The 15700-nt window shown below is 68.5% G+C and carries 23 protein-coding genes; 20 read left to right on the top strand and 3 right to left on the bottom strand.

Annotated features, from left to right (window positions below; translation table 11 throughout):
* The first annotated feature begins 35 nt into the window (after nucleotides 1–35).
* The 17 genes from rpsH to rplQ all read left to right on the top strand — a co-directional run bounded on the left by rpsH (nucleotide 36) and on the right by rplQ (nucleotide 11097).
* Complete coding sequence (gene rpsH / locus VLF38_RS12195; RefSeq protein WP_325271521.1) at nucleotides 36–455, top strand: 30S ribosomal protein S8; 420 nt, start codon at nucleotides 36–38, stop codon at nucleotides 453–455.
* A 27-nt stretch (nucleotides 456–482) separates the two neighbouring features.
* Nucleotides 483–1022 carry a 50S ribosomal protein L6 gene (rplF, locus tag VLF38_RS12200; protein ID WP_107700743.1) on the top strand — a complete coding sequence of 180 codons (540 nt, stop codon included), beginning with the start codon at nucleotides 483–485 and terminating at the stop codon, nucleotides 1020–1022.
* Nucleotides 1022–1405 (top strand): 50S ribosomal protein L18, encoded by a 384-nt coding sequence (gene rplR, locus VLF38_RS12205; protein WP_107700742.1) that lies wholly within the window; start codon nucleotides 1022–1024, stop codon nucleotides 1403–1405. Before rplF ends, rplR begins: the two co-directional genes overlap by 1 nt.
* A 31-nt stretch (nucleotides 1406–1436) precedes the next feature.
* Nucleotides 1437–2051: a 30S ribosomal protein S5 gene (gene rpsE / locus VLF38_RS12210; RefSeq protein ID WP_107700741.1), complete on the top strand. Its 615-nt coding sequence runs from the start codon at nucleotides 1437–1439 to the stop codon at nucleotides 2049–2051.
* On the top strand, nucleotides 2051–2233 hold the full coding sequence (gene rpmD, locus VLF38_RS12215) for a 50S ribosomal protein L30 (RefSeq protein ID WP_107700740.1): 183 nt from the start codon (nucleotides 2051–2053) through the stop codon (nucleotides 2231–2233). The genes rpsE and rpmD overlap by 1 nt, the downstream gene beginning before the upstream one ends.
* Nucleotide 2234: 1 nt before the next feature.
* A complete protein-coding gene (gene rplO, locus VLF38_RS12220) occupies nucleotides 2235–2678 on the top strand; it encodes a 50S ribosomal protein L15 (RefSeq protein WP_325271522.1) in 444 nt (147 codons plus the stop codon).
* A 168-nt stretch (nucleotides 2679–2846) separates the two neighbouring features.
* The gene (gene secY / locus VLF38_RS12225; protein WP_325271523.1) at nucleotides 2847–4151 is read left to right on the top strand and encodes a preprotein translocase subunit SecY; all 1305 of its coding nucleotides are present in this window, start codon (nucleotides 2847–2849) and stop codon (nucleotides 4149–4151) included.
* On the top strand, nucleotides 4151–4735 hold the full coding sequence (locus tag VLF38_RS12230; RefSeq protein ID WP_325271524.1) for an adenylate kinase: 585 nt from the start codon (nucleotides 4151–4153) through the stop codon (nucleotides 4733–4735). Before secY ends, VLF38_RS12230 begins: the two co-directional genes overlap by 1 nt.
* A gap of 4 nt (nucleotides 4736–4739) precedes the next feature.
* A complete protein-coding gene (gene map, locus VLF38_RS12235) occupies nucleotides 4740–5588 on the top strand; it encodes a type I methionyl aminopeptidase (RefSeq protein ID WP_325271525.1) in 849 nt (282 codons plus the stop codon).
* A 76-nt stretch (nucleotides 5589–5664) separates the two neighbouring features.
* Nucleotides 5665–6726: an LLM class flavin-dependent oxidoreductase gene (locus VLF38_RS12240; RefSeq protein ID WP_325271526.1), complete on the top strand. Its 1062-nt coding sequence runs from the start codon at nucleotides 5665–5667 to the stop codon at nucleotides 6724–6726.
* 258 nt (nucleotides 6727–6984) lie between these two features.
* Complete coding sequence (gene infA, locus VLF38_RS12245; protein WP_026145687.1) at nucleotides 6985–7206, top strand: translation initiation factor IF-1; 222 nt, start codon at nucleotides 6985–6987, stop codon at nucleotides 7204–7206.
* Between the two features lie 58 nt (nucleotides 7207–7264).
* Entirely contained in the window at nucleotides 7265–7378 is a 114-nt protein-coding gene (gene rpmJ / locus VLF38_RS12250) for a 50S ribosomal protein L36 (RefSeq protein WP_004008316.1), read from the top strand.
* Nucleotides 7379–7564: 186 nt separating this feature from the next.
* A complete protein-coding gene (gene rpsM / locus VLF38_RS12255) occupies nucleotides 7565–7939 on the top strand; it encodes a 30S ribosomal protein S13 (protein ID WP_107700735.1) in 375 nt (124 codons plus the stop codon).
* Between the two features lie 70 nt (nucleotides 7940–8009).
* A complete protein-coding gene (rpsK, locus tag VLF38_RS12260; protein ID WP_325271527.1) occupies nucleotides 8010–8417 on the top strand; it encodes a 30S ribosomal protein S11 in 408 nt (135 codons plus the stop codon).
* 29 nt (nucleotides 8418–8446) lie between these two features.
* Complete coding sequence (gene rpsD, locus VLF38_RS12265; protein WP_188783967.1) at nucleotides 8447–9055, top strand: 30S ribosomal protein S4; 609 nt, start codon at nucleotides 8447–8449, stop codon at nucleotides 9053–9055.
* A 130-nt stretch (nucleotides 9056–9185) separates the two neighbouring features.
* Nucleotides 9186–10202, top strand: a complete 1017-nt coding sequence (locus VLF38_RS12270) for a DNA-directed RNA polymerase subunit alpha (RefSeq protein WP_325271528.1) — start codon at nucleotides 9186–9188, stop codon at nucleotides 10200–10202.
* Between the two features lie 202 nt (nucleotides 10203–10404).
* Nucleotides 10405–11097 carry a 50S ribosomal protein L17 gene (rplQ, locus tag VLF38_RS12275; protein ID WP_325271529.1) on the top strand — a complete coding sequence of 231 codons (693 nt, stop codon included), beginning with the start codon at nucleotides 10405–10407 and terminating at the stop codon, nucleotides 11095–11097.
* A 105-nt stretch (nucleotides 11098–11202) separates the two neighbouring features.
* Here the strand turns inward: rplQ and VLF38_RS12280 are convergent, their stop codons facing one another.
* The 3 genes from VLF38_RS12280 to VLF38_RS12290 are packed head-to-tail and all read right to left on the bottom strand — an operon-like array spanning nucleotide 11203 to nucleotide 13419.
* Nucleotides 11203–11691, bottom strand: a complete 489-nt coding sequence (locus tag VLF38_RS12280; RefSeq protein ID WP_325271530.1) for a hypothetical protein — start codon at nucleotides 11689–11691, stop codon at nucleotides 11203–11205.
* A 49-nt stretch (nucleotides 11692–11740) separates the two neighbouring features.
* Nucleotides 11741–12661, bottom strand: coding sequence for a hypothetical protein (locus VLF38_RS12285; RefSeq protein ID WP_325271531.1), 921 nt, complete (start codon nucleotides 12659–12661; stop codon nucleotides 11741–11743).
* Nucleotides 12658–13419 (bottom strand): DUF2786 domain-containing protein, encoded by a 762-nt coding sequence (locus VLF38_RS12290; protein ID WP_325271532.1) that lies wholly within the window; start codon nucleotides 13417–13419, stop codon nucleotides 12658–12660. Before VLF38_RS12290 ends, VLF38_RS12285 begins: the two co-directional genes overlap by 4 nt.
* Before the next feature lie 118 nt (nucleotides 13420–13537).
* On the opposite strand from VLF38_RS12290, the gene truA reads away from it, so the two are divergent.
* The 3 genes from truA to VLF38_RS12305 are packed head-to-tail and all read left to right on the top strand — an operon-like array spanning nucleotide 13538 to nucleotide 15596.
* Nucleotides 13538–14407 (top strand): tRNA pseudouridine(38-40) synthase TruA, encoded by an 870-nt coding sequence (truA, locus tag VLF38_RS12295; protein ID WP_325271533.1) that lies wholly within the window; start codon nucleotides 13538–13540, stop codon nucleotides 14405–14407.
* Nucleotides 14400–15011 (top strand): class I SAM-dependent methyltransferase, encoded by a 612-nt coding sequence (locus tag VLF38_RS12300; protein WP_325271534.1) that lies wholly within the window; start codon nucleotides 14400–14402, stop codon nucleotides 15009–15011. Before truA ends, VLF38_RS12300 begins: the two co-directional genes overlap by 8 nt.
* A 45-nt stretch (nucleotides 15012–15056) precedes the next feature.
* Complete coding sequence (locus VLF38_RS12305) at nucleotides 15057–15596, top strand: hypothetical protein (protein ID WP_325271535.1); 540 nt, start codon at nucleotides 15057–15059, stop codon at nucleotides 15594–15596.
* Nucleotides 15597–15700: the final 104 nt, after the last annotated feature.

Consider the following 15700-nt stretch of genomic DNA (forward strand, 5'->3'; position numbering starts at 1 on the left):
CGCGCGGAAACCGCAGCAGAGAGAGAACACGCATCATGACGATGACTGACCCGATCGCAGACATGCTCACGCGTCTGCGCAACGCCAACCAGGCGTACCACGACACGGTGGCCATGCCGTACTCGAAGCTGAAGCAGGGTGTCGCTGACATCCTCAAGGCCGAGGGCTACATCACGTCGTACGAGATCGCGGACAACGTCGACTCCGAGGGCCAGCCGGCCGTCGGCAAGACGCTCACGATCACCCTCAAGTACGGCCGCAGCCGCGAGCGTTCCATCGCTGGCGTCCGCCGCATCAGCAAGCCGGGCCTCCGGGTCTACGCCAAGCACACGGGTCTCCCCAAGGTGCTCGGCGGTCTCGGCGTCGCGATCATCTCGACGTCGCAGGGCCTGCTCACCGACCGCCAGGCGAACCAGAAGGGCGTGGGCGGAGAAGTCCTCGCCTACGTCTGGTGACCTGAGACCGAGAGAGGAAGAAGAAGCATGTCGCGCATTGGCAAGCTCCCGATCACGGTCCCGGCGAACGTGGACGTGGTCATCGAGGGTGACCTCGTGACCGTCAAGGGCCCGAAGGGCACCCTGTCCCACAACGTCGTCGCGCCGATCACGGTCGAGAAGAACGAGGGTGTCCTCGAGGTCCTGCGCCCCGACGACAGCCGCGAGGCGAAGTCGTACCACGGCCTGACCCGCACCCTGATCAACAACATGGTCGTCGGTGTCACCGACGGCTACGAGAAGAAGCTCGAGATCGTCGGCGTGGGTTACCGCGTCCTGCCCAAGGGCCCGACGCAGCTCGAGTTCCAGCTCGGCTACTCGCACTCGATCACCTTCGACGCCCCCGAAGGCATCACCTTCACCACCGACGGTCCGGTCAAGCTGGCCGTCGTGGGCATCGACAAGCAGCTCGTCGGCGAGGTCGCTGCGAACATTCGCAAGCTGCGCAAGCCCGAGCCGTACAAGGGCAAGGGTGTCCGTTACTCCGGCGAGCACATCCGCCGCAAGGTCGGAAAGGCTGGTAAGTGATGGCTATCTCGCTCAAGAACAACAAGCACACCTCGGCTCGGGTGCGTTCGCGCCTGCGCCGCCAGGTTCGTGGTCGCAAGAAGATCTCCGGTACGGAGGAGCGTCCGCGCCTCGTCGTGACGAAGTCCGCCAAGCACCTCTCCGTCCAGGTCGTCAACGACCTGGTCGGCAAGACGCTGGCGTACGCGTCGACCATGGAGAAGGACGTTCGCTCCTTCGAGGGCGACAAGACTGCCAAGGCGAAGAAGGTCGGCGAGCTCGTCGCCGAGCGCGCCAAGGCTGCCGGTATCGACGCGGTCGTCTTCGACCGCGCCGGTAACAAGTACCACGGTCGCATCGCTGCGCTGGCGGACTCCGCCCGCGAAGCCGGTCTGACCTTCTGATTGCGACACAGAGAGAGAAGAGGAAAGTCTGATGAGCGGAGCCCAGCAGCGCGGTCAGCGCGCCGGTGGCGAGCGCCAGTCGGGCGGTCGTGGAGGCCGCGACGGTCGTCGCGGTGACCAGAACGCCGACAAGACCGCCTACATCGAGCGTGTCGTCGCGATCAACCGTGTCGCCAAGGTCGTGAAGGGTGGTCGTCGCTTCAGCTTCACCGCCCTCGTGATCGTCGGTGACGGCGAAGGCATGGTCGGCGTCGGCTACGGCAAGGCCAAGGAGGTGCCGGCCGCCATCGCCAAGGGTGTGGAGGAGGCCAAGAAGCACTTCTTCAAGGTCCCCCGCATCCAGGGCACCATCCCGCACCCGGTCCAGGGCGAGAAGGCTGCAGGCGTCGTCCTGCTCCGTCCGGCCGCTCCGGGTACCGGTGTCATCGCGGGTGGTCCGGTTCGCGCCGTACTCGAGTGCGCCGGCATTCACGACGTCCTGAGCAAGTCGCTCGGTTCGTCCAACCAGATCAACATCGTCCACGCGACGGTCGAGGCGCTGAAGATGCTCGAGGAGCCCGAGGCCGTTGCGGCCCGCCGTGGCCTTCCCGTCGAGCACGTCGCCCCGGCTGCTCTGCTCAAGGCCCGTGCGGAGGTGTCGTCCTGATGGCTCAGCTCAAGGTCACGCAGCTTCGCGGCAAGGTCGGTCTGAAGCAGAACCAGCGCGAGACCCTGCGCACGCTGGGTCTCAAGCGCATCGGCGACGTGGTCGTCAAGGAAGACCGCCCGGAGATCCGGGGCATGGTCAACACGGTCCGTCACCTGGTGACGGTCGAGGAGGTCAACTGACATGGCCGCTCTGAAGCTGCACCACCTGCGTCCCGCCCCGGGTGCCAAGACCGCGAAGACCCGTGTGGGTCGCGGTGAGGCCTCGAAGGGCAAGACCGCCGGTCGTGGTACCAAGGGCACCAAGGCGCGTTACCAGGTTCCGGTTGCCTTCGAGGGTGGCCAGATGCCGATCCACATGCGTCTGCCGAAGCTCAAGGGCTTCAAGAACCCCTTCAAGGTGGTCTCCCAGGTCGTGAACCTGGACCGCATCTCCGAGCTCTTCCCCGAGGGTGGCACCATCACGGTCGCCGACCTCGTGGCCAAGGGCGCGGTCCGCGACGGCCACCCGGTCAAGGTGCTCGGCACCGGCGACATCACCGTCGCCGTCCAGGTCACCGCTGACGCCTTCTCGGGCTCGGCGAAGACCAAGATCGAGGCGGCCGGCGGTTCGGTCACCGTCGCCTGATCGAGGCATGCACCACGCGAGGGGCGCCGGATTCGTCCGGCGCCCCTCGCGCGGTTTCCGTCACACACCTGCCTGTTAGGCTTCCGGAGCCCGCGCCGGCCACTCCCGTGAGTGGAAAGGCCGCCGGGTTTCTGTCTGCCTGTCTGCTGCAACTGAGAAGAGGATCACGTGCTGGGCGCGTTCGTCAACGCCTTCCGGACGCCGGACCTGCGACGCAAGTTGCTGTTCGTGCTCTTCGTCATCGTGCTGTTCCGCCTGGGATCCCAGATCCCGGCGCCGGGCGTCAACGTCGCGAACGTCGAGTCGTGCATCAACGGCATCGAGGACAACAGCGTCTACAACCTGATCAACCTGTTCTCAGGTGGCGCACTGCTGCAGCTGACGATCTTCGCGCTCGGCATCATGCCGTACATCACCGCGAGCATCATCCTGCAGCTGCTCGTCGTGGTGATCCCGCGACTCGAGGCGCTGAACAAGGAAGGCCAGGCGGGCCAGCAGAAGATCACGCAGTACACCCGCTACCTCACGCTGGCGCTCGCGCTGCTGCAGGCGACGGGCATCGTGGCGCTCGCGCGCTCCGGGCAGCTCCTGCAGGGCTGCACCTCTGACCTGCTCTACAACAACGACAGCATCCAGGTCTTCCTGGTCATGGTCGTGACGATGACCGCCGGCACGGCCGTCATCATGTGGCTCGGCGAGCTGATCACCGACCGCGGCATCGGCAACGGCATGTCGATCCTCATCTTCACCCAGGTCGTCGCGACCTTCCCGGCCGCGCTCTGGGGCGTGAAGACCAGCAAGGGCTGGGGCACGTTCACGGTGGTCATGGCCATCGGACTGGTCATCATCGCCGGCGTCATCTTCATCGAGCAGGCGCAGCGCCGCATCCCGGTGCAGTACGCCCGCCGCATGGTCGGCCGCAAGATGTTCGGTGGCTCGTCGACGTACATCCCGCTGAAGGTCAACCAGGCCGGCATCATCCCCGTCATCTTCGCCAGCTCCCTGCTGTACCTGCCCGCCATGGCGGTGCAGTTCAACCAGGGCCAGACCGACCAGGCGAAGTGGATCGGCTGGCTCAACGACTACCTGGTAGGCGGCGACCACCCCCTCTACATGGCCATCTACTTCGGCCTGATCATCTTCTTCACCTACTTCTATGTCTCGATCACGTTCAACCCCGCAGAGGTCGCGGACAACATGAAGAAGTACGGCGGCTTCATCCCCGGGATCCGGGCGGGCAAGCCGACCGAGGACTACCTCCAGTACGTCCTGTCCCGGATCACGCTGCCGGGAGCTCTCTACCTCGGTCTCATCTCGCTGATTCCGCTCATCGCCTTCGCGGTGATCGAGGCCAGCCAGAACTTCCCGTTCGGTGGCACCTCCATCCTGATCATGGTCGGCGTCGCCCTCGACACGGTGAAGCAGATCGAGAGCCAGCTCCAGCAGCGCAACTACGAAGGATTCCTCCGCTGATGCGTCTTCTGATCATGGGCCCGCCTGGCGCGGGCAAGGGCACGCAGGCTGTCGATCTCGCCACGAGCATCGGCGGCGCCCACATCTCCACTGGCGACATGTTCCGCGAGAACCTCGCCAACCAGACCGAGCTCGGCAAGCTCGCCCAGTCCTACATGGACGCCGGCCAGTACGTCCCGGACGAGGTCACCAACGGCATGGTGCGCGACCGGCTCGCCCAGCCCGACGCTGCGGCGTTCGTGCTCGACGGCTACCCTCGCACGGCTGACCAGGTCGCCGAGCTGGACGACATCCTCGCGTCGATGGGCGCGAAGCTCGACGGCGTCATCTCGCTCGTGGTCGCCGACCGCGAGGAGCTCGTCCAGCGGATGATCAAGCGCGCCGAGACCAGCGGCCGCGCGGACGACACCGAAGAGGTCATCCGCAAGCGCCAGGACGTCTACGACGCGGAGACGGCGGCCCTCGTCCCGATCTACGCCGAGCGCGGGATCCTGCACGAGGTCGACGGCATCGGCTCCATCGACGAGGTGGCGGCGCGCATCGCCGGGGTCGTCGAGACCCTGCAGACCGCAGCGAAGGCCTGACCCGGTGGGCCTCCGCGGTCGCATCGAGATCAAGAGCCCTGACCAGCTCCGCGTCATGCGGAAGGCCGGTCTGCTCACAGGTCAGGCGCTCGAGGCGGTCCGTTCGGCGGTCAAGCCGGGCGTGACCACCCTCGAGCTCGACGCGATCGCGGAGGAGACCATCCGCTCCGGCGGAGGCATCCCGTCGTTCAAGGGCTACAGCCATCCGCCGTTCCCGGCGACGATCTGTGCGTCGGTCAACGACGAGATCGTCCACGGCATCCCCAACGACCGGGTCCTGGCCGAGGGCGACATCGTCTCGGTGGACTGCGGCGCGATCGTCGAGGGCTGGCACGGCGACTCCGCCATCACGGTGCCCGTCGGTGGTGACGCCGCTGTCGGTGCCGACGTTCGTGAGCTGCTGCGCGTGACCGAGGAGTCGCTGTGGGCCGGCATCGGCGCCCTGCGCCTCGGTGGCCGCGTGACCGACGTGTCGGCTGCGGTCGAGGGGCACCTGCGCAGCCAGGCGCACCCGACGGGTGGGTCGTGGGGCATCCTCGAGGACTTCACCGGCCACGGCATCGGCTCCGAGCTGCACATGGACCCCAACGTCCCCAACTACGGCCGCGGTGGTCGCGGACCGAAGGTCGAGCGCGGGATGGCGCTCGCGATCGAGCCGATGGTCACCCTCGGGTCGAACCGCTGGAAGACCTATGACGACGAGTGGACCATCGCGTCCCAGGACGGTTCCTGGGCCGCCCACTTCGAGCACACGGTCGCGATGACCGCAGCAGGGGCGTGGGTGCTCACCGCGCTCGACGGGGGAGAGGCTGAGCTCGCGGAGCTCGGCGTCCCCTTTGGCGGGCTCTCCTGACCACAAGCCCCACCTCGCGTGACCACAAGCCCCACCTCGGCGGAATCGACGGACTGCTCGCGGGGTTGAGGGACCTGTGACTCCTGCGCTCTCGGTCCTCGACCTCGTTCCGGTCCGCTCGGACCAGTCCACCGGCGATGCCCTGGCAGCCTCCCGACGGCTGGCGCAGGTTGCCGACGAGGTGGGCTTCACGCGGTACTGGGTCGCCGAGCACCACAACATGCCGGGCGTCGCGGCGACCAACCCGCCCGTCCTCATCGCGATGCTCGCCGCGGCCACGTCGCGGATCCGGGTCGGCTCCGGCGGCGTCATGCTGCCCAACCACGCGCCGTACGTCGTGGCCGAGCAGTTCGCCCTTCTCGAGGCCGCGCACCCAGGACGGATCGACCTCGGCATCGGCCGCGCCCCGGGCACCGACCCGCTGACGCGCTACGTGCTCCGTGGGGGAGCGGGAGGGGCTGAGGAGGACCCGGTCGCCCGCTTCCCGGAGTACGTCGACGAGGTGGGGCTGCTCCTCGAGCCCGATGGCGTCGACGCCCAGCTCGGTGCTCGCCGGCACGGGTTGAAGGCGACGCCGGCAGCGCGCACGGTCCCCGACGTCTGGCTCCTGGGCTCCTCCGACTACTCGGCGCGGCTCGCCGCCGACCGCGGACTTCCGTACGTCTTCGCGCACCACTTCGCAGGCAAGGGCACGGCCGAGGCCCTCGCCCTCTACCGCGAGAGCTACCAGCCGAGCGAGGCCCACCCGGAGCCGCGCACCTTCCTCACGGTCAACGCCGTCGTCGCCCCGACGTACGCCGAGGCGGAGCGCCGCGCCCTGCCGAACCAGCAGTCGATGCTGGCCCTCATGCACGGCGCCCCGCTCTTCCCGCAGCGCCTCGTGGAGGACGCCGAGCTGATCGGCGTCCCTCCCGAGCAGGAGCGCCTCGCCGCGGCCATGCTGCGCCGCTGGGTGGTCGGTGACCCCCAGGGCGCCGCCGCCCAGGTGCGGGAGCTCGCCGCGACGTACGGCGTCGACGAGGTGATGGTCCACCCGGTTGCCGGGGCGCTGAAGGGCACCCCGCGTGACGCCGCGCCCGCCCGTGAGGAGACACTGCGCCTGCTCGCCACGGCGTTGACGGGCGCGCAGAGCGCCTGAACGGACATCTCGCTGCGCCTGCAGGCGCCGTTGGTTGGATTAGGTCAACCCGCCACGCCGTGGCTAGACTTGTCCGTCGGCCCAACGTGGGTCTGTTTCGTGGTGCCTCCCGGCTGCCCGGAGCGCAACACCTTCATCGCTCGCGATGCTGGCTCGCGCCCGGGGATATGAGGTCCACGAACGGCTCCACGAGGTCCACTCGTCCCGACGGCGAGAGGTTCCCGGGCCACCGGTAGACACACCAAGAGATGGGAACGCATGCCGAAGAAGGAAGGCGTGATCGAGCTCGAGGGCACGATCACTGAAGCACTGCCCAACGCGATGTTCCGGGTGGAGCTGAGCAACGGTCACAAGGTGCTCGCCCACATCAGCGGCAAGATGCGCCAGCACTACATCCGCATCCTCCCCGAGGACCGCGTGGTGGTGGAGCTGTCTCCGTACGACCTCACCCGGGGTCGCATCGTCTACCGCTACAAGTGAGCGCGCCAGCGCGAGCTCACGGCACAGCACAGCCGACACCGTAAGAAAGGTCCTTCTCATGAAGGTCAACCCCAGCGTCAAGCCGATCTGCGACAAGTGCAAGGTCATCCGTCGCCACGGCCGCGTCATGGTCATCTGCGAGAACCCGCGCCACAAGCAGCGCCAGGGCTGATGAACCGGGGCCTGCGGGCCCCGTTCTCGCGTCACAACTGCATCACCACCTCAAATCGAGTCGCTAGCGCGGCGTACGCCGTACGTCGTTGCGAATCACCTCCGGAGCAGAGGCCGGAGCCTGGGTGTCCACCCGGGACGCGACTCGACCAGACACCTCTGTGAACTACCGAAGGGACAGCCATTCATGGCACGCCTCGTTGGTGTTGATCTCCCGCGTGACAAGCGCATCGAGATCGCTCTCACCTACATCTACGGCATCGGCCGTACCACCGCCACGCAGCTCCTGGAGACCACGGGTGTCAACCCGTCGCTCCGCGTCCACGAGCTGGGTGACGAGGAGCTGGTCAAGCTCCGCGACGCGATCGAGGCCGCCGGCCTCAAGATCGAGGGTGACCTCCGTCGTGAGGTCGCCGCCGACATCCGCCGCAAGATCGAGATCGGCAGCTACCAGGGTCGCCGCCACCGCATGGGCCTTCCGGTCCACGGTCAGCGCACCAAGACCAACGCTCGTACCCGCAAGGGCCCGAAGCGCACCGTCGCCGGCAAGAAGAAGAAGTGATCCAGCGGTTCTCCGCTGTCACTTTCTGACTTCCTCGAACTCACAGACCAGCCACCTCAGGAGATTCTGAATGCCTCCCAAGAGCCGACAGGCTGCGGCGAAGACCAAGATCCGCCGCAAGGAGAAGAAGAACATCGCTCAGGGCGAAGCCCACATCAAGAGCACGTTCAACAACACCATCGTCACCATCACGGACCCCACCGGTGCCGTGATCTCGTGGGCCTCTGCCGGCACCGTCGGCTTCAAGGGCTCGCGCAAGTCCACGCCGTTCGCTGCGCAGATGGCCGCCGAGGCCGCTGGTCGCCGCGCCATGGAGCACGGCATGAAGAAGATCGACGTCTTCGTCAAGGGCCCGGGTTCCGGTCGTGAGACCGCCATCCGTTCGCTCGGTGCCATCGGCCTCGAGGTCGGCACCATCCAGGACGTCACGCCGGCCCCGCACAACGGCTGCCGCCCGCCCAAGCGCCGTCGCGTCTGATCACCCGAGACTCTAGGAGACTTTGAGAAATGGCCCGTTACACCGGCCCCATGACCAAGAAGTCGCGCCGTCTCGGTGTCGACCTCGTTGGCGGAGACGCTGCGTTCGAGAAGCGTCCCTACCCTCCCGGCCAGCACGGCCGCGGCCGCGTCAAGGAGAGCGAGTTCCTCCTCCAGCTTCGCGAGAAGCAGAAGGCCCGCTTCACCTACGGCGTCCTGGAGAAGCAGTTCCACAAGTACTACGTCGAGGCGTCGCGTCGCTCCGGCAAGACCGGTGAGAACCTCCTCCAGCTGCTCGAGGCCCGCCTCGACAACGTCGTGTACCGCGCCGGTTTCGCCCGGACCCGCAAGCACGCGCGCCAGCTCGTCGTCCACGGTCACTTCCTCGTGAACGGCAAGAAGGTCAACATCCCGTCGTTCCAGGTCTCGCAGTACGACGTCATCGACGTCCGCGAGAAGTCGCTCGAGATGACGCCGTTCATCGTTGCGCGGGAGACCCACGGCGAGCGCATCGTCCCGGCTTGGCTCGAGGCCATCCCCGGTCGCATGCGGATCCTGGTGCACCAGCTTCCGGTGCGGGCGCAGATCGACCTGCCCGTCCAGGAGCAGCTGATCGTCGAGTACTACTCGAAGAAGTGATTCTCCGTTCCCGGGCCCCTGACCGCGTGTCGGTCGGGGTGCCCGGGAACATCGCTCCACAACTTCAACTTCCTCATCCTCGAAGTTCGGGTCCGTCAAATGGTGGATGGGCCCGGGAAGGAAAGAATCAGTGCTCATCGCACAGCGCCCCACTCTGTCCGAAGAGGTCGTCGACGAGTTCCGCTCGCGCTTCGTCATCGAGCCGCTGGAGCCCGGCTTCGGCTACACCCTCGGCAACTCGCTCCGTCGCACCCTGCTCTCGAGCATCCCGGGCGCATCGGTCACGAGCATCAAGATCGACTCCGTCCTGCACGAGTTCTCGACCATCGAGGGCGTGAAGGAGGATGTCACCGAGATCATCCTGAACCTCAAGGGCCTGGTCGTCTCCTCGGAGAACGACGAGCCCGTCACCATGTACCTCCGCAAGTCGGGTGCCGGTGACGTGACCGCCGCTGACATCCAGCCGCCGGCCGGTGTCGAGGTCCACAACCCCGAGCTCAAGATCGCCACGCTGTCCGACAAGGGCTCGCTGGAGATGGAGCTCGTCGTGGAGCGTGGCCGTGGCTACGTCTCCGCGGTCCAGAACAAGGGCGGCGACAACGAGATCGGCCGCATGCCGGTCGACTCGATCTACTCGCCGGTCCTCAAGGTCAGCTACAAGGTCGAGGCGACGCGAGTCGAGCAGCGCACCGACTTCGACAAGCTGATCATCGACGTCGAGACCAAGCCGTCGATCGCCCCGCGTGACGCCCTCGCTTCTGCGGGCAAGACGCTGGTCGAGCTTTTCGGCCTGGCCCGCGAGCTGAACGTCGAGGCCGAGGGCATCGACATCGGCCCGTCGCCGATCGACGAGCAGCTCGCTGCCGACCTCGCCCTCCCGGTCGAGGACCTGCAGCTCACCGTCCGCTCCTACAACTGCCTCAAGCGCGAGGGCATCCACACCGTGGGTGAGCTCATCGGTCGCTCGGAGCAGGACCTCCTCGACATCCGGAACTTCGGTTCCAAGTCGATCGACGAGGTCAAGGGCAAGCTCGTCGAGATGGGCCTGTCCCTGAAGGACAGCGCGCCGGGCTTCGACGCCGCCGCCGCCCTCGCGGCGTACGGCGACGACGAGGACGACACCTTCGTCGAGGACGAGCAGTACTGACGTCATCTGCGGCGGTGGCACGCATCTCGCTGCGTTGTCGGACCTTGACGGCCCGCTCCGCTTGAAGGCCGCCTGCGGTCCTCCGCCTTGCGATATACGCACCACCGCCGCACCTGACACACCAACACAGAAAAACCCTGTCGCACAGCGCGGCAGGTTCTACCCCGGTACCTGATACGGCCGGAGAGAAAGCGAGAAGGCAATGCCCGCTCCGAAGAAGGGTTACCGCCTCGGCGGCTCGCCCGCCCACCAGCGCCTGATCATCTCGAACCTGGCTACGGCCCTGTTCGAGCACGGCCGGATCACCACCACCGAGGCCAAGGCCCGCGTGCTGCGTCCCCACGCCGAGAAGCTGATCACCAAGGCGAAGAAGGGCGACCTGCACAACCGTCGCGAGGTCCTCAAGACCATCCGCGACAAGGGTGTCGTGCACGTCCTCTTCACCGAGATCGCGCCGCTCATGGCCGACCGTCCCGGTGGTTACACCCGCATCACCAAGATCGGTCCGCGCAAGGGCGACAACGCCCCCATGGCCGTCATCGAGCTCGTGACCGAGCAGTTCGCCCCGAAGGCGCCGAAGGCCGCTCCGGCTGCTCCGGCCGCCGAGGAGGCCCCTGCTGCCGAGGTCGTCGAGGAGGCCGCTTCGGTTGACACCGAGGCCGCCGCCGACGAGGCCGAGGTCGCCACTGTCGCTGACGTCGAGGAGCTGCCGGCCGGTGCCGCGCTGCCCCTCGAGGACGGCTCCGCTCCCGAGGGCTTCACGATCAAGGGCAACCGCGACTCGATGAAGTTCCACCAGGAGGGTGGTCAGTGGTACGACGCGACCATCGCCGAGATCTGGTTCGACACCGCCGAGAACGCCGAGGCCGCTGGCTTCGTCGAGGCCGGCAAGTGATCCAGCCGTAACGGCACAGTAGGGCCCGTCATCCGTGAGGATGGCGGGCCCTTCGCCATTTCCCCTCACCCAGCGGTCCTCGCCCAGCGGCTCCGGTGGGTCGGTTCAGATCCTGGTCTTCCGGCTGGGCCAGTGCAGGACGAGGTCGTCCCCATGGCCGGTCTGCTCCCACGACTCCACGAGCTCGGCGACGCGGGCGGCGACGCGCTGGCGGTCGGCCTCGGAGAGCAGGTCGGGGCGTGGACGCACCACTCCGTCGTGGTCGACGAGCGCGGCGATCAGCTCGGAGCGGACCGCATCGGCGTGACCGGCCTGGCTGATGCGCTTGTTGCGGCGGGCATCGGCGAGCTTCTTGCGATCTTCGGGAGCGGGGAAGAAGAAGCCGTCGCAGTCGCCGCCGGCAGCCAGCTGGCCGAAGATGCCCAGCCGGATGCCGAGTACCTCCTCGATGGCGAAGTGGACGAGGTCATGAGGGACGGGGCCGCCGCCGGGGCCGATGCGCGGAGGTACGTCGGGGCCCACGTCGTGGGCGTCGTCTCGGCGCAGACCGATGAGGTAGCGCTTGTCGTCGACCTTCCGGAAGATCACGTGCATGCGGCGAACCTAGACCGGACGGGGTGTTGCGCGCGACGGGATTGCGAGGTCAGTCTGCGTCGGGGGCGGGCACGACGCTGATGTCGCGGGCGAGCCATGCGGTGCGGGTGCGCACCATGTCCAGCTCGAGCCGCACCAGGCGGCTGGAGGCCTCGCGCCCCGGAATCCGCAGCGTGGTCTCGACGACGGCGATCACCCTCGCGTGGCGACCGCGGAGCGACGAGAGCGCCGTGCTGACGACGGCTCCGTCCTGGGTGGCGCGTGCAGCCACCACCCGTGCGACCAGCTCGTCAGCCGCCTGCTCGTAGGCACGACGGAACGCGCCGGTGGAGAGCGAGAGGATGCGCGCGACGTCGGCGTGGGGATGGGCGCTGTCGACATCCTGGTAGGCGTCGGCCACGGCGGTGGCCGCTGCGAGCACCGTCGCCGGCACCGGCCGGCGCTCGGGAACCTGCTCGCGCGGGAGCTGGAGCCCCAGCCCCGACAGGAGCCAGGTGCCGTCGAGATTGCTCAAGGTCGCCACGGCATAGCCGCCGACCGACTCCGCGCCGTTCGCGGTCTGCAAGGTCCGGTCGACGAAGAGGAGGACCTGTGCGCGCACCGAGGTCGCTCCGCTCACGCCTGCGCTCACGACGTGTGCCTCGATGCGCGCGCGCTGCTTGGCGCTGTTGGGCTGTAGCCGCGCCGCTACGCCGGCCCATCGAGCAGCGAACCCGGGCGTCATGAAGGCCTGGGCGGCAGCCGTGTCGGCGGCGTAGCTCTGGTGGTGGTAGCTCAGTGCGCGTTCGACAGCCGCGGTGGAGCGGGCGACGAGCCGGGCCTCGAGTGAGCTGCCTGCGCCGGCGCTGCTCTGCTGGCCCACAGCGGGGTAGGACGTCGGACGCCGGCCGAGCGCGCTGTCGACCGAGGGCGCACACGCGGCGGGCGCGAGCAGGCCCACCGCGAGCAGCGCTGCCCCGAGACGAGTCACGACCGCAGTATGCCCCGAACACGCGCCGCGAGCCGGGAACGGTCTCCGAGGTCGGCTCGCTGACCCGCCGCCCAGCCGTGGTGCCCGCCGCCTCCGGACAGGACGCGGGGCCGTGCGGTGCGCAGGTGCGGGTAGGCCTCGTGCATCGCGGACTCGACCAGCTCGGAGCGGCTGGCGAGGACGAGGGCGGCGGAGCTGCCAGCGGCGGCGAAGCGAGGAGCGGCCTCCGCCGCCGCCGCGCGCTCGGCATCGGCCAACCGGTCGCGGATGGCCAGGGTGAAGCCGGCGAGCCAGGACCGGCGGAACGCTGCGGCCTGCTCGCCGCGGGGGACGGGCGTGCGGGTGAGGTCGCGGGTGGCCTGCAGCAGCAGCGAGGTGAAGAGCACCTCAACCCGGTCGAGGTCACTGGCGTGCCCGAAGAGGTGGAGCGCGATCTCCCTGCGGCCTGGCTGGCGCTCGATGCGGCGCACCGCGCGGCAGCGCAGCTCGTGCGCGATCACGGAGAGAAGGTCTCCCTTGTCCGTGGCGTAGGGCGCGTCGAGCGGGACCACGCGGTCACCCAACGGGTCACGCCCGGGGTCGATCTCGGCGAGGAGCGCCTGGTCGATGCCGTAGGCCGCTGCCAGCGCGGCCGCCTTGGCCGTGTAGGCCTCGGCCTCCTCGGGGGTCGTCGCCGGGTCGGCCGCCTTGGCCAGGAGCTTGCGCACCTTGGCCAGCATCGGGTCGGCGTCGGCCGTGCGGTCGCTCGTGCTGCTCATCGGGTCCATCCTTCCTGCAGCACCGCCGTGGTGCCGTGGAGCCACGCTGGCAGCGGGCACCGACAACCCGGCCGGACGGGGTGTGCGTTCTCCACAGGCCGGGTGGGAGGATGCCCGCGTGCGACTGCGGATCGACCTGGCCTACGACGGCGGCGGCTTCAAGGGCTGGGCCCGTCAGCCCTCGCTGCGCACGGTCCAGGGGGAACTGGAGGCGGCGCTGGCGACGGCACTGCGCCTGCCCGAGGTCCAGGTGGTCTGCGCGGGTCGCACCGACACCGGCGTCCACGCGCGCGGCCAGGTGACGCACGTCGACGTCGACCCGACGGTCCTGGCGGCCACCGCCGGCCGCGCGGCCCCCACCCCGATCGCCTCGCTCCACCGCCGGCTCAACGGCATCCTGCCGAACGACGTGCGGATCCACGGGGTCGGCGAGGCCCCCGAGGGGTTCGACGCACGCTTCTCCGCCGTCTGGCGGCGCTACGCCTACCGCGTGGCCGACCTGCCACAGGTCCAGGACCCGCTCACCCGCAACCACGTCCTGCACTGGCGGGCGCCACTCGACCTCGACGCGATGAACGAGGCGAGCGCGATGCTCATCGGGCTCAACGACTTCGCGTCGTTCTGCAAGAAGCGGGAGGGCGCGACCACGATCCGCACGCTGCTCGACTTCCACTGGTACCGCGACGCCGACGAGAGGGCGGTCGCGACGGTGCGGGCGGACGCGTTCTGCCACTCCATGGTGCGCGCCCTCGTTGGCTGCCTGCTGGCGGTCGGCGACGGACGGAAGCCGCCGGAGTGGGCGCGCGACGTACTGGTGATGGGCAAGCGCGATGCGGCCGTGGCCGTCGTGGCACCGCATGGACTGACGCTGGAGGAGGTCGGCTACCCGCCGGCCGGGCAGCTGGCGCTGCAGGCCGAGAAGGCCCGCGCCCGCCGCGAGCCCCACGAGGGTGGGCAACACAGTGACGAGGAGCTGCACCATGGCTGAGACCCCCGACGAGCACTACTTCACCGCGGACCCGTCGGTGCCCTTCGCCCGGCAGCAAGTCGCCTTCGAGGCATGGGATCAGGAGCTCGCGATGGAGAGCGGCGCCGGTGTCTTCGCCAAGGGGCGGCTCGACATCGGCACCTCGGTCCTCTTCAAGGAGACCGAACCACCGGTGCAGGGTCGCTTCCTCGACCTCGGCTGCGGCTACGGCGCCATCGGGCTCACCATCGCGAAGACCGTGCCGCTCGCGTCGGTGATCGGCATCGACGTCAACGAGCGCGCGGTGAGGCTGATGAATGACAACGCCCGCACGCTCGGCGTCGACAGCCGCGTCGTCGCCTGTACGCCGGACCAGGTGCCGACCGACTATACGTTCGACGAGATCTGGTCGAACCCTCCGATCCGCATCGGCAAGGAGGCCCTGCACACGCTGCTGCTGACCTGGCTGCCGCGCCTGCTGCCCGGTGGCCGCGCGGTGATGGTCGTCGGCAAGAACCTCGGCGGTGACTCGCTGCAGCGGTGGCTGACCGAGCAGGGCTACCCGACGACGCGCATCGGCAGCGCCAAGGGCTTCCGGGTCCTGGAGTCGATCCGCCCCGCCTGACGGCCCTTTGAGCGTGCTCTCAGGCACGGCTGGCACGATGCGCGCATGCGCAACTGTCTCGCCCCGATGCTGGCCCTCCCCCTGTTGCTCTCGCTCGCAGCATGTGGGGGAGGGGAGCCGGCCTCCGGTGGCGATGAGGCTCGCGCCACGCCCCTGTCGGGCCGCCAGGAGACGGCCGACGGCACGGCGAGCCTCGTGCTGCCCGAAGGCTTCGTGAAGACGGCGTACGAGCTGGACGGCCAGGTCACGTTCGCGGCACAGGACGCGCTCGATCCGCTGCGCCAGGTCTTCGTCACCACCGGCGACAGCATCGCGGACGCCGAGGCGGAGGCGATCTTCGTCGCAGACGTCTACGTGAAGAAGGGCGCGACCTGCCACCGCGACCGCACGGACACCACCTTCGGTGCCACGCACTCGATCGTCGACTGTCGGTGGAAGGGCAAGCAGCCGACCCACAGCGTGATGGTCGCGCTCGGTGACACGGAGCGTGGCGCCATGGTGCTGCTGTCCGCGCCGGGAAGGACGCGCGCCGACGTGGCGTCGTTCGTCACTCCGGTGCTGGACTCTTGGACCTGGCTCGACTGACCACAGCTACAGGTTCGACTGGCCACAACTGCGGGTTCGGCCGCGAGGCGGCGCGAACCTGCACCTGAAACGCCGCGAGGCGGCGCGAACCTACAGGAGTACTG

It is taken from the genome of Nocardioides sp. (assembly GCF_035481145.1).
GTDB lineage: Bacteria > Actinomycetota > Actinomycetes > Propionibacteriales > Nocardioidaceae > Nocardioides.

Excerpts from the sequence above, each read along its gene's own strand:
- rpsH (WP_325271521.1), top strand. The coding sequence starts at position 36 with ATGACGATGACTGACCCGATCGCAGACATGCTCACGCGTCTGCGCAAC.
- rplF (WP_107700743.1), top strand. The coding sequence starts at position 483 with ATGTCGCGCATTGGCAAGCTCCCGATCACGGTCCCGGCGAACGTGGAC.
- rplR (WP_107700742.1), top strand. The coding sequence starts at position 1,022 with ATGGCTATCTCGCTCAAGAACAACAAGCACACCTCGGCTCGGGTGCGT.
- rpsE (WP_107700741.1), top strand. The coding sequence starts at position 1,437 with ATGAGCGGAGCCCAGCAGCGCGGTCAGCGCGCCGGTGGCGAGCGCCAG.
- rpmD (WP_107700740.1), top strand. The coding sequence starts at position 2,051 with ATGGCTCAGCTCAAGGTCACGCAGCTTCGCGGCAAGGTCGGTCTGAAG.
- rplO (WP_325271522.1), top strand. The coding sequence starts at position 2,235 with ATGGCCGCTCTGAAGCTGCACCACCTGCGTCCCGCCCCGGGTGCCAAG.
- VLF38_RS12230 (WP_325271524.1), top strand. The coding sequence starts at position 4,151 with ATGCGTCTTCTGATCATGGGCCCGCCTGGCGCGGGCAAGGGCACGCAG.
- infA (WP_026145687.1), top strand. The coding sequence starts at position 6,985 with ATGCCGAAGAAGGAAGGCGTGATCGAGCTCGAGGGCACGATCACTGAA.
- rpmJ (WP_004008316.1), top strand. The coding sequence starts at position 7,265 with ATGAAGGTCAACCCCAGCGTCAAGCCGATCTGCGACAAGTGCAAGGTC.
- rpsM (WP_107700735.1), top strand. The coding sequence starts at position 7,565 with ATGGCACGCCTCGTTGGTGTTGATCTCCCGCGTGACAAGCGCATCGAG.
- rpsK (WP_325271527.1), top strand. The coding sequence starts at position 8,010 with ATGCCTCCCAAGAGCCGACAGGCTGCGGCGAAGACCAAGATCCGCCGC.
- rpsD (WP_188783967.1), top strand. The coding sequence starts at position 8,447 with ATGGCCCGTTACACCGGCCCCATGACCAAGAAGTCGCGCCGTCTCGGT.
- rplQ (WP_325271529.1), top strand. The coding sequence starts at position 10,405 with ATGCCCGCTCCGAAGAAGGGTTACCGCCTCGGCGGCTCGCCCGCCCAC.
- VLF38_RS12280 (WP_325271530.1), bottom strand. The coding sequence starts at position 11,691 with ATGCACGTGATCTTCCGGAAGGTCGACGACAAGCGCTACCTCATCGGT.
- VLF38_RS12290 (WP_325271532.1), bottom strand. The coding sequence starts at position 13,419 with ATGAGCAGCACGAGCGACCGCACGGCCGACGCCGACCCGATGCTGGCC.
- VLF38_RS12300 (WP_325271534.1), top strand. The coding sequence starts at position 14,400 with ATGGCTGAGACCCCCGACGAGCACTACTTCACCGCGGACCCGTCGGTG.
- VLF38_RS12305 (WP_325271535.1), top strand. The coding sequence starts at position 15,057 with ATGCGCAACTGTCTCGCCCCGATGCTGGCCCTCCCCCTGTTGCTCTCG.